Genomic DNA, 12,525 nt, shown 5'->3' with positions numbered 1-12,525 from the left:
TTATGCGCTCACTGCCGGCTGGCATTGAGGACAAAACACAGAGCTGCGATTAGATTGCCTAACTTCTTGTAAAGTTGTTTGGCAATTAACGCAAGGCTTGCCGCTACGGCCATACACTAACAATTGTTGCGCGAAATAACCTGGTCTGCCGTCTGCTTGGGTGAAATCTTTGAGTGTGGTACCACCTTGTTCGATAGCAGCTGATAGCACTTGTTTAATTATTTCGGTTAATTGATCAAAGTGCTGTCGGCTAACGTTACCCGCAATCGTTAAGGGAGAAATACCGGCGAGAAACAATGCTTCATTTGCATATATATTCCCCACACCAACAACAACATGGTTATTCATTAAAAACGACTTTATCGCGACTCGTTTATTTTGCGCTTTTTCGAATAAGTACCCTGATGAAAAAGCATCGTTTAAAGGCTCAGGTCCCAAACGCGTAAAAAGCCCCTGTTCATCTTGATGATCCGCCAACCACAGTACTGCACCAAATCGCCTAGGATCATTTAACCGTAGTACCTTGCCATGGGTAAATGCCAGATCAAAATGGTCATGCTTTGCCACAGGAGTATGCTCATCAATAACACGTATGGTTCCTGACATTCCCAAATGTAATACTAAGGTTCCAGTGGTAAATTCAATCAATAAATATTTAGAACGTCGCTTAACCGACAATACCGTTAGCCCATTGAGCAATAATACTTCTTCGGGGATCGGCCAGCGTAACTGTTTATGACGAACAGTGACCTTTTTCACGGTTTGACCTTCAATATGTGGGCTGATCCCTAAACGGCATACTTCTACTTCGGGTAATTCAGGCATAATAACTCTTATAAGGTTAACTGGTGCATACGTTCAACAAACGCATCAGCAAAACGCTTTGCCGCGTGTTGATCCATATTGAAATATAAAGAAGGTTCGATAAGTTCTGCTTCCATTAATGCAAACCCACGCTGATGGCGAACAAAATCGACACGAGCATACAAGGGCATAATATGCAGCTTATCTATAGCAGCCATGCACGTTTGTGCCGCTTTAAGCAACGCTGGCTCAGGGGTTATTTGTGTTAACCGACTGCCAAATTCTTCCTGAACACGAAAATCATGCTCTTTTGGTGTTTTTAAAATGGCGTGACTATATTGCCCATTAAAATAAAATAATGAATATTCACCTTCATTTAAAATGTGCTCCATAAAGGGTTGTACCATAAAGTCACGGTTATTGAAGATCTGATTAAGGTCAATGATACGCGCCTTTGCTGAATCCCTATCGAGCCAAAAGGTATTATCAGCATTAGCACTTATTCTTGGCTTAATAATCAATTGCTCGCAGGAAAAATGGGCAAAAAAATCATCAACCCTTTGTTCTGTTAGCGATTGCTCTGCTAATCGTGAATGCCACAACGTAGGCACTAAGGTGGCGCCGAGCAGTTCTAACGATTGCAAATATATTTTATCTATATTCCAACGCACAATTTCTAACGGGTTCTCTAAATGTGCGCTCGATTGCTCTATTTCAGCTAGCACTTTTAAAAAAGCTTGTTCGTCTTGCTGGTAATCCCAAGGCGTTCTAATGATCACTGCTTCATAGTCTGACCAATTCACCTGTTTTTTTCGCCATGAAATGGTATCCAATTGCCAGCCTAAAGCTTTTAAATGGGGTTCAACGAGGTGATCGTAAGACTCAAAATCATCTAACGAATCCATGGATAAAAAAGCACATTTACGCATCATCATTTAATAATTTTGACCCGAATATTTCTTGTGGAACAAGCTGATCATACATAGCTAAGGGTAATACGTACCAACGTTCTTTTTGTTGATGATAAATTAGCAACTGATCAGTTTGTGCGTTTAATCGTAAGTTTATTGCTTCATCTTGACCTGATATCTCGATACTTACTAATAACGATAATTGCGGATCAACATTATCATTTGGGGTAGTGGGCTCAACAGACAACTGTTGCCAAGAACGCATCATTTGCGCCAACGCTTGTCCTTCAATGACCGCAGGAGTAGCACGCCATGTTTTTCCTATACGCTCGATAGTGACTTGTTGATTTAACGACATGGTTAAGATAACCGCAGAGTTTGGGAAAAAGCTGTCATCTTTTTGTAGAGCTTGCTCATCTGTAAAAACATTTTCATGGGTGGCATTAATTAATAAAATAAAAGCCAAAACCCCAAAAATAATGACGTTGTTCCAACCTGCACGAGATAATTTAAGCATAATGCTCCTTTATATAAACTTGCAAACTTTAAGTTGTTATCGCCAATGAATACTGCTTATTATACCTAGGTATTTTATGCTTTATAATAAATCGTGATACCTATTAATCAGGATAATAAGATGAATAATAAAAATAAACTTGTTGTTGCAAGTGTAATCGCCTTTGGCATAAGTGTCACGGCAACTGCACAAACTGCCTCTCAAGCATTTACTCAATTACTCAACGATCATTGGAAAACAGCAAACCAAGAACAAATTTTCTTCAGAAAAGACCCTGACGCATTCCGCATGAATGGCAAGTTGCCTGAAATGTCGAAAGCGGGCAGAGATCGCCGTGAACAATATAACGCACTGTTGCTGAAACGTTTAGCAAAAATTGATCAAGACGCCTTATCTTCTGACGAGCAAGTGACCTACCGACTCTTTGAGTATGAACGCAAAACAGAAGCCAAAAGTTATCAACAACTTGATCATTTTTACCCGTTAAATTATTACTCAGGGTTCCACAGTTATTTTGCAGGTGCGCCGGCAAACATGTCGTTCTTAACCAAGGAAGATTATCAACAGTATTTAATTAGCCTTGCTGATTTTCCACGTTACAACCAAGAACATATTAACACTCTCACCCAAGCAATAAAGCAAGGTCACGTGCATTATTGTCAGTCTTTTGAAGGTTATGACCAATCGATCAGTAAACATGTTGTTGAGCAGGCTCAAGACAGTGTTTTTTATGGGCCAATAACGAACATGCCTGCTTCATTTTCAGCACAAGACAAGGCTTATTTTACCAAGAAAACCAGCCAACTCATTACTGAAAAAGTCATCCCTGAATATAAGAAATTCCATCATTTTTTTATTAATCAATACATGGCAAACTGTCGTAAAACAGTCGGTATTAGTGATTTACCTGGTGGTAAAGATTACTATCAATATTTAATTGAATTTTATACCACAACTAACATGAAAGCAGATGACATTCATCAACTTGGGCTAGATGAAGTTAAACGTATTCGTGGTGAAATGGAGACCATTATTTCGCAAGTGGGATTTGATGGCAGTTTTAAAGACTTTATTGCCTATTTGAGAACAGACGAAAAGTTTTATACCGATTCAGAGCGAGATTTAATCGAAAAAGCCAGTTATATCACCCGTAAAATGGCGGCTCAACTGCCAAAATGGTTTTCGGTGCTACCACGTCAAACGTTTGATATTAAACCAGCACCAAACGGCGGGGCTTATTATGTAGCCTCAGATGGTAGTGGCACAACGTCAGGCACTTACTTTATTGACACTAAAGATTTAAAAAGTCAGCCACTTTACACGCTTGAAGCGTTGACCTTTCATGAAGCTGAGCCAGGACATCATTTACAAAGTGCCATTGCCCAAGAAGTTGATATGCCTGAGTTTCGTAAAACCCTCTATCATGCGGCTTATGGCGAAGGTTGGGGATTATATTCAGAACGTCTTGGTAAGGAAATAGGCTTTTACCAAGACCCATACAGTGATTTTGGCCGTTTAACCTATGAAGCATGGCGTGCTTGTCGATTAGTAGTTGATACGGGTATGCATGCCAAAGGTTGGAGCAGACAACAAGCCATCGATTACTTAGCCGAGAATACGGCATTAAGTATGGCAGATGTAATCGCCCAAATTGATCGTTATATTAGCTGGCCAGCTCAAGCTCTCGCTTACAAAATTGGTGAAATAAAAATCCGTGAATTACGTGCATTAGCAGAGCAAACACTTGGCGATAAATTCGACATCCGCGCTTTTCATGATCAACTGTTAAAAAATGGTAGCTTGCCGATGGCACTACTTGAAGAATTAACAATAGACTGGATTAACCAACAAAAACAAAGTACTTAAATATATCGATGAGCATATTTCGTTACGGCGAATATGCTCGTATCACAACTGTTGAGCTTAAACAAACAGGGTTACGATGCTTCATCTTTATCAACAGTAAAATGAATCGCTTCCCCTGAAGCCGTTAACGTATTTACCTGAACAATATGTTCATCATGGGTTAATCGTATTTCACCAATGCCACTCGCATTGACTAAGGTGAGCCCTTTTTTACTGTTACTTGGTTTACGCACCCTCACTTTCATATTCCGCCGCTTAGTAAACCAGTTAAGCGGTGAATATGGACCATATAAAGCACGGTTTAATCTATCTAAAGCATTTAATAACTTATCAGGAAATTTATTCTTAATACCGCTACTGGTAATTTGTACAATTTTAGATTGGCTGCGCTGAAAACGATGGCTCACATCATAGACAAACGAGTAATGCACATCACCAGATAAAATAATAAATTCCGGTGGGGTTTTAACATGCCTAAAAATATTAAGCATGACATTAGCTGTGCCTTTATGTGCCATCCAATTTTCTGCATCTACCATTAAGGGCTGACCGAAAAAGGTAAAAATACGTTGAATAGTTTCAATCATTTTCACACCATAAATAGGCGCTGCAGAGACTAAAATAACTTGAGGCTCATTGATGAGCTCTTGTTGCATCTCTGACAAAGCCTCCCAATCCATTAAACCTGAAGGTTTAGAAGAGCGGCTTTCAGAACGCCAACGTTGCGTACGAGTATCTAACACCACTATTTTTGGCGTAGTTCGCAAGCTATAGTGCCAGTCTTGCCAATCAAGCACACGTTCAACGAGTTCGTCGAGTTGTAAGTATCCCTGAGCAAAATATTTATTTGCCTCTTTATTTAACGCGGTAAATTTTTTCGGCGCATTCCCCCAACCTTGACACAACCAATAAGCGATTAATGAATTACCAATAATTCGCTTGGAAAAAGGATGACCGTATGCCGCTTCTTCCCAGCCACGGGTTAAATTCCAATCATCAGTAATATCATGATCATCAAAAATCATATACGTTGGAATGTGAGCAAGTGCCCTAGCCACTTGTGGCAATGTTTGCTGAAAACCAGAAAGTATTTGCTGTTCTTGTGAAAACTTTGCTAAATCCTCAGCTGATAAATCAGGCGTATCAACTTCCACTAAGCGCCACATTTCCGGCGACCAGACCAATAAATACATAGCAAAACATTCAGCCAAGGTGACTAAATGATTTTTCGCATTCACCGAAGTAAAAATAGGCTTTTTACTGGCAGCAAAGAACTTATCATACAGTGCCTCATTGGCTTGGGTATGTGGTAACAAACGTTCACGGTGATAATAACAGAACTCACTGTCATACAGCTCCTGACTATGATTAATCACAGCCCCTTGCCATGTTTCATCATATAAGCCAAGCAAAGCTATTACTTGATGTATTGCAGATAGCATTGGGCCTGCCACATCATCCGCATACACCTGATCACCTGACATCATGAGTAAAGCAGGACGTTCTGCAGGTGTTGAGATTGTTTGCTCAATCACCGCGTCTACTTGTGCTAACCCATCATCTGAAGGAAAATGTGGTTTACGGCATGAGCCATGTAACATGCGCTCTACTTTATCAGGTACAGTAAAACTACAATATTGCTGCGATTGATATAATAAAGCAGGTGCTATTTCACTGAGTTTTTCGTTCTGCGTTTGATAAGTAAAAGTAAAGTCATAGTAATAGTTTTGTTCAGTTGTTAGCGCTACATCGGCCAATGTCACAAGGTGTATATAAGCATGCTTACCAATATCAATCGTTTGGTGTTGTTCTTGAGTTAATTGTTGTTCAAATACTCGTTCAGTCTCGGTATATAACGATAATGACAAACAACTCGGTGTAGATGTTACCAACCAAAACGTGATTTCTGTAGAAGATACATGCCTTAGAATTGGACCAGCAATTAACGTGGGCAATGATTTATTATTAGTATGTTGCATGTCTATATCACTTAGAACAGGTGGTGGTTAATCAGCGCTTTGCAAGTTACTTTACCTTACTCATAAAATCCTGTCAGCTTATCAGCCCAACACAATGGCGCAGCTGATAATGAGACTACTGGCAATAACTGCATAAACTAAAATATGATTGTTTTTTCGTTGTTGATGTTTGATTTGTTTTAACAGATCAACCTGTTGTTGTTGCGCGTGTTTACCCTCTTTTAAATACTGGTAAACCAAATCAGGCATTTCAGGTAGTTTTTCATTCCAAAAAGGTAAATTTTCTTTCACTTTGGCAAAAACCGCTTTAACGCCCATTTGTTCTTTTACCCAGTTTTCAAGGAAAGGTTTCGCCGTTTGCCATAAGTCTAATTGCGGATATAACTGCCGCCCTAACCCTTCAACATACAACAAGGTTTTTTGCAGTAATACTAGTTGAGGCTGCACTTCCATATTAAATCGCCGTGCAGTATTAAACAGGTTTACCAACACTTGACCAAATGATATTTCAGCCAATGGTTTATTAAAGATCGGTTCGCATACGGTACGTATTGCAAATTCAAATTCATCAACACTCGTTTGCGGTGGTACCCACCCTGAATCGACATGCAGCTGCGCAACCTTACGGTAATCTCGATTAAAGAATGCAACGAAGTTCTCTGCTAAGTAGCGTTTATCTTCACGGTTTAATGTGCCTACAATGCCACAATCTATTGCGATCCAAGTGGGATTTGCAGGATCGGTTGCATCAACAAATACATTACCTGGATGCATATCAGCGTGAAAGAAACTATCACGGTATACTTGCGTAAAAAACACGTCTAAGCCACGTTCAGCTAAAAGCTTCATATCTACGCCAAGGTCAGTAAGCGTTTCAACCTCACCAACACTGACACCATAAATACGCTCCATCACCAGTACGTTTTTATGACAAAATTGGCTATAAACCTCTGGCACATACAGAATATGGTCGTTATCTCTGCCTAAACTAAAGTTGCGTTTTAATTGAATAGCATTTGCAGATTCGCGTTGTAAATCGAGCTCATCTAAAATTGTTTTCTTATACTCGGCAACTACTTCGGTTGGTCTTAATCGCTTACCATCAGGCAGCCACCTTGACACAACCTTTGCCAACTTCGCCATCATGCTCACGTCAGCCTTGATCACTTTATCAATACCTGGACGCAAGACTTTGATCACCACTTTTTGTTGTTTATCGTCTTGTAATAGTGTTGCAGTATGTACTTGTGCAATTGAGGCTGAAGCTAAAGGCTTGGTTTCAAAATGGGAAAATGACTGCTCAAATACTTCTTTGCCTATCGCATTAATAATAACTTTTTTAGCATATTCGCCATCAAAAGCCGGTACTTGATCTTGTAATAAAGCTAACTCATTAGCAAAGTCATCGGGTAGTAAATCACGCCTGGTAGAGAGCATTTGACCAAACTTAATAAACACAGGCCCTAACGATTCGATCGCTAATCGAAACCGCACAGCTCTTGGTTTTTCTTTATGTTTATTACGAAGCCAAAACAGCGACCAACGCATTATTTTGACATACCAAGGGATCAACTTCGGCGGGATCAGTTCATCTAAACCGTAGTGGAAAAACGTTGCGGTAATGCGATATAACCGTCGTGTACTCTTCAAGACAATGACTCCTGATGTGATGCGTTAATCGCATCATCCAGTTGTGAAATACGTTGTTCTATTTGTTGAATCGCTTGCTGAGCTTGTTGAATTTGACCATAGAGCTGCTGAAGTTCACCGTTTGACACCAATACACGCTTTTCATGTAGCAACCATTCGCTCGCATCAGCTGACACTTGCTGTTTAGCAAATGTCACTTTAGCCAAAAGCCATTGATGAAACCGCCCTAATTTATATGTCGGCACATCACCTATATAGCTTGCTATTTCTGACTGCCAATCTATGTCTAACTGTTGAAAAACATCAGCGAATTGCTGTGCAACTTTAACATCACCAACAATATTCAATTTATCTTGTTTAATTAACTCGGTAAGTTGCTGTTCTTCTTTAAGTGTTTTCAGTGTCGCAAGGCTCGTATCAATTTGGCAATCACTGCGCTCAGTAATACAAGTGACAAGGAGTTGTTTATCACTAACCGTTAAAGATAATGGAAAATTAAGCTCCGCTAACGAAACCACTAAGGTTTTTTGTTCAAGCGCTACAAGTGATGCACTACTAGATAAATTCATACTAAGAAGTGCATTTACCACTTTTTCAATAAAGCCGCACAACATTTGATGATGCATAATAGTAGACATGCGAATTAAAACTTAAACCCTTTGTGTAATGCGACAATACCGTCGGTTAAATTTTTATAACTGGTTTGCTCAAAGCCTGCGTCGTCCATCATTTGCTTTAGTGTTTCTTGATCGGGGTGCATACGTATAGATTCCGCTAAATATTGATAGCTATCTCCGTCTTTCGCGACTAATTCACCCATTTTGGGTAATAAGTTAAACGAATAAAAATCGTATGCTTTATTAATGATTTCATGTTCAGGTTTTGAAAACTCTAACACCAATAAACGACCACCGGGTTTTAACACACGGTACATAGAGCGTAATGCTCTGTCTTTATGGGTTACGTTACGCAAACCAAAAGCGATAGTAATGATGTCAAAGGTGTTGTCTTCAAACGGTAAATATTCGGCATTAGCTTGTACATAATCAATATTTTGCACTAGGCCTTTATCACGCAATTTATCACGGCCAACATTGAGCATCGAACTGTTAATATCAGCCAATACAACACGGCCTTCTCTACCGACAAGTTTTGAAAATTTAGCGGTTAAATCGCCAGTACCGCCAGCTAAATCAAGTACATTGTTACCTGGTCTGACACCACTTGCATCAATTGTGAAGCGTTTCCATAATCTGTGAATGCCAAATGACATTAAATCGTTCATCACATCGTATTGTTGTGCAACAGAGTGAAAGACGCCGGCAACTTTAGACTCTTTTACTGCGGTATCAACGGTTTGATACCCAAAATGTGTTGATGAAGCATTTTGCTCATTAACAGGTTGTTTTTCTTCACTCATGGCAACGTTCAATGGTTGAATAATAAAAGTGCTGCTAGTTTAGCGCAGTTTGGGGTAATAATTAATACCCATTTATTACCCTGCCTGACAATCGGCCGCTTTATCTGTATTCGTTAACCATTTACGTTTCAAGATCACAGACAAGCGCTTTCCTAATTCTACCTCTACTAATCGATGTACAAACCACGCAAGTATTGCCATGACTAAAACGGTAAAAACAACTAACCAGGTAATATTGTTCTCAGTGCCAAAATAATTAAACGCCATGTACCCTATATGTTGATGTACTAAATAGATAGGATAAGTGAAAATCCCCAAGTAATAGCACCAAGCTCTACGCAGCGGATTATCTTTCACTAATGCTGTGACCATTAACAATGCAAAGAAAACACTATTTATCAACATTATGGTTATAGAATCAAAGCCAATGCCGAACCACTGGCCCATAAGATCACCAAACAATGTTGACTGCTTAATAATATAAAAATAAGCCAGTGCCAACAGTAAAGTGCGATAAAGGTTAATGCCATCTCTACGGATCAAGTAAAAAATGCAACCGGCTGCAAAATAACCACTCCAATGAGGGAAAATGGCGGTAAACATATTAATATGAGTAGCCCAAGGGTAATGCAGCGCAACGGTAGAGCCGATTAATACCAAAGCAATGATAGATTGAAAGTATTTCATTACACCTGTTACTAGAATAAACAGCATAAAGAGATAAAACTTTAATTCGATATACAATGTCCAGTATGCGCCGTCTATCGGCTTATAGTCCATTGCTTCATTTACCATGGTAACATTGGCCCAAAATTGTGGCCACGCAATAGAAAATACGTCGCCACCAAAATACAAGGTCGCGATACTGGTAATAATTAATGCCGCCCAATACGCAGGATATAACCGTACAAACCGAGAGATAAGAAACTTTTTAACACTGCCGTCAGCAACACTCATCAAAATCACAAAACCCGAAATCACAAAAAAGAAATTGATGCCCATGTAAAAGTAACGTGTTATTTCTCTTACCTGTGGGAAGTTCGCAATAGGTGCATAGCCTTCCATAAAGGCAGTATATGTATAATGAAAAATAACCACACCAATAGCGGCTAAAAAACGATAAAGGTCAATTTCATAAAAACGCGGATTGGCATCCATCTGACTTTCCACCTGCTAGGCTGTTAAAAATTATTTATTGTTAAGTTTATTTTTATCCAAAATCAATGGGTTATTCTATGTGTTTCGTATTTTTAACAACAAAGGCAAATAATATTGATCACGCATTAGAATAATGCTCACGGCTACCGAGCCAACGGTCGATTAGCGCCATCGCTTTGTCAGGTGATTGTTGCCACAATAAATACGCATGCTGCTGCACTTGAGGAATAAGGTCTGCGTCTCGCATTAAGTCAGCAATTTTCAAATCCGCCAACCCCGTTTGTTTTGTGCCCAGTAGTTCACCAGGGCCACGTATTTCCAAATCTTTTTGTGCAATAACGAAACCATCGTTACTTTCTCGTAAAACAGCTAGCCGTTTAGTAGCGGTTTTTGATAACGGGCTTTTATACATTAAGACGCAATGAGAGGCCACAGAGCCTCGACCTACTCGCCCCCTTAATTGGTGGAGTTGTGCTAACCCTAACCGTTCGGGATTTTCTATCACCATCAAGCTTGCATTCGGCACATCAACGCCAACTTCAATAACGGTTGTTGCCACTAATAAGTTTACGTCTCCGGCTTTGAAAGCTTCCATCACCGCTTGTTTCTCTTGTGCTTTCATACGACCATGTACTAATCCAACGCGTAATTCAGGCAAATGTTCTTGAATATAAATAGCCGTATCTTCAGCCGCTTGGCATTGTAATACTTCCGACTCTTCAATCAAGGTACATACCCAGTAAGCTTGTCTGTTTTCACCAATACATGCTTGATGAATACGCTCTATTACATCATCTCGACGGCTATCAGGTAACGCTACGGTGGTTATTGGCGTTCTTCCTGGTGGTAATTCATCGATTACTGACGTGTCTAAGTCAGCATACGCTGTCATCGCAAGCGTTCTTGGGATCGGTGTGGCGGTCATAATTAATTGATGCGGATAATTACCATCAAAAGCCCCCTTTTCACGTAGCGATAAGCGTTGGTGTACTCCAAAACGATGTTGTTCATCAATAATGATCAGCGCGAGCTGATTAAATACAACGTCATCTTGAAACAAGGCATGCGTACCCACGACCATTTTTGCACTACCATCAGCAATATGTGCTAAGGCTTCGCGGCGTGCTTTTGCTTTTGTTTTTCCGGCTAACCAACTAACGGCAATATCTAAAGGCTGAAACCATTTCTGAAAATTAATCGCGTGTTGCTCAGCCAAAATTTCAGTTGGCGCCATTAATGCCACTTGAAAACCTTGCCCAATAGCAGTTAAAGCAGCTAAGGCCGCCACCAAGGTTTTACCTGAACCAACATCACCTTGCACTAATCGCATCATAGGCTGAGACTTTGTTAAGTCACCTCGTGTTTCATTGACCACACGAGCTTGGGCGTTAGTCGGTGAAAATGGCAGCGTAGCTAGAAATTTATCTTCCAACGTTTTATCAATAGTTAACGGCACTGCTTGAAATTTTTCTACCGACTGTCGAAGCTTTAACATACTCAAATTATGCGCGAGCAATTCTTCTTTAATCAGCCGCAATTGTGCTGGGTGTTTACCTTCTTCAAGCTGAATAACCGAAGTATCTGGTGTTGGACGATGAATAAAACTTAAAGCTTGTTTGAGCGAGTAGGGTTCATGAATAAAACTATCGGGAACAATGTCTTCAATATCACCGCGCTGTAAGCGAACAATGGCTTGGTCGGTTAAATTACGTAAAGTAATTTGCCTAAGGCCATCGGTAGTAGGATATACCGGAGTAAGCGTCTCTTCTACGGATGTTGGTGCGCTGTCTTGTTCTAAGAATTTATATTCTGGGTGGATAATCTCAAGACCACGCCCACCACGGGTCATTTCACCGTAGCAACGAATTTCACGGCCAATAGACAAGTTATTTTTTTGTGCAGCAGTAAAATTAAAAAAACGTAAGTTGGCACCACCTGTGCCATCGTTAACCGATACCACGAGCATGCGCCGTCGCCCTTGCACAACTTGGCTATGCGTAATTTCACCAATAATATTAGTAAAAACCCCAGGGAAACAATCGCGTATTGTTGTGATACGTGTTCTGTCTTCGTAGCGATTAGGAAGGTGAAACAATAAGTCTTGCACTGACTCAATGCCAATTTTGGCGAGCTTTTCTGCCATGCTAGGGCCAACGCCCTTTAGCGATGAAACCGCAATACGAGCGAGGTTACCAAGTCCGATTGCGGATGACGCCATTG

Annotated in this window: 10 protein-coding genes; 1 reads left to right on the top strand and 9 read right to left on the bottom strand. The window is 40.2% G+C overall.

The annotated features are described in order from the left end of the window. Genes mutM through Q4489_RS00210 form a run of 3 tightly spaced genes read right to left on the bottom strand, consistent with a single transcriptional unit; the run spans position 1 to position 2,232 of the window. On the bottom strand, positions 1-825 hold the full coding sequence (gene mutM, locus Q4489_RS00220) for a bifunctional DNA-formamidopyrimidine glycosylase/DNA-(apurinic or apyrimidinic site) lyase (protein ID WP_303475518.1): 825 nt from the start codon (positions 823-825) through the stop codon (positions 1-3). 8 nt (positions 826-833) lie between these two features. Further along, positions 834-1,739 carry a RimK family alpha-L-glutamate ligase gene (locus Q4489_RS00215; RefSeq protein WP_303475515.1) on the bottom strand — a complete coding sequence of 302 codons (906 nt, stop codon included), beginning with the start codon at positions 1,737-1,739 and terminating at the stop codon, positions 834-836. Then, positions 1,726-2,232, bottom strand: coding sequence for a hypothetical protein (locus tag Q4489_RS00210; RefSeq protein WP_303475511.1), 507 nt, complete (start codon positions 2,230-2,232; stop codon positions 1,726-1,728). Before Q4489_RS00210 ends, Q4489_RS00215 begins: the two co-directional genes overlap by 14 nt. A gap of 120 nt (positions 2,233-2,352) precedes the next feature. Here Q4489_RS00210 and Q4489_RS00205 point away from each other — a divergent pair, with 120 nt between their 5' ends. After that, the gene (locus Q4489_RS00205; protein ID WP_303475508.1) at positions 2,353-4,098 is read left to right on the top strand and encodes a DUF885 family protein; all 1,746 of its coding nucleotides are present in this window, start codon (positions 2,353-2,355) and stop codon (positions 4,096-4,098) included. Positions 4,099-4,169: 71 nt separating this feature from the next. On the opposite strand, the gene Q4489_RS00200 is transcribed toward Q4489_RS00205, so the two are convergent. From Q4489_RS00200 to recG, 6 genes are all read right to left on the bottom strand, one after another. Beyond that, positions 4,170-6,077, bottom strand: a complete 1,908-nt coding sequence (locus Q4489_RS00200; RefSeq protein WP_303475505.1) for an alkaline phosphatase family protein — start codon at positions 6,075-6,077, stop codon at positions 4,170-4,172. Between the two features lie 81 nt (positions 6,078-6,158). After that, positions 6,159-7,727 carry a ubiquinone biosynthesis regulatory protein kinase UbiB gene (gene ubiB / locus Q4489_RS00195; RefSeq protein ID WP_303475502.1) on the bottom strand — a complete coding sequence of 523 codons (1,569 nt, stop codon included), beginning with the start codon at positions 7,725-7,727 and terminating at the stop codon, positions 6,159-6,161. After that, positions 7,724-8,365 carry an SCP2 domain-containing protein gene (locus Q4489_RS00190; RefSeq protein WP_303475498.1) on the bottom strand — a complete coding sequence of 214 codons (642 nt, stop codon included), beginning with the start codon at positions 8,363-8,365 and terminating at the stop codon, positions 7,724-7,726. The genes ubiB and Q4489_RS00190 overlap by 4 nt, the downstream gene beginning before the upstream one ends. Before the next feature lie 5 nt (positions 8,366-8,370). Further along, positions 8,371-9,147, bottom strand: coding sequence for a bifunctional demethylmenaquinone methyltransferase/2-methoxy-6-polyprenyl-1,4-benzoquinol methylase UbiE (gene ubiE, locus Q4489_RS00185; protein WP_303475495.1), 777 nt, complete (start codon positions 9,145-9,147; stop codon positions 8,371-8,373). Positions 9,148-9,222: 75 nt separating this feature from the next. Next, complete coding sequence (locus tag Q4489_RS00180; RefSeq protein WP_303475492.1) at positions 9,223-10,305, bottom strand: acyltransferase; 1,083 nt, start codon at positions 10,303-10,305, stop codon at positions 9,223-9,225. A gap of 118 nt (positions 10,306-10,423) precedes the next feature. Further along, positions 10,424-12,523 (bottom strand): ATP-dependent DNA helicase RecG, encoded by a 2,100-nt coding sequence (gene recG, locus Q4489_RS00175; protein WP_303475490.1) that lies wholly within the window; start codon positions 12,521-12,523, stop codon positions 10,424-10,426. Positions 12,524-12,525 lie beyond the last annotated feature (2 nt).

It is taken from the genome of Thalassotalea sp. 1_MG-2023, from assembly GCF_030546745.1.
Lineage (GTDB): Bacteria > Pseudomonadota > Gammaproteobacteria > Enterobacterales > Alteromonadaceae > Thalassotalea_C.
This window is presented reverse-complemented; position numbering and strand designations above follow the sequence as displayed.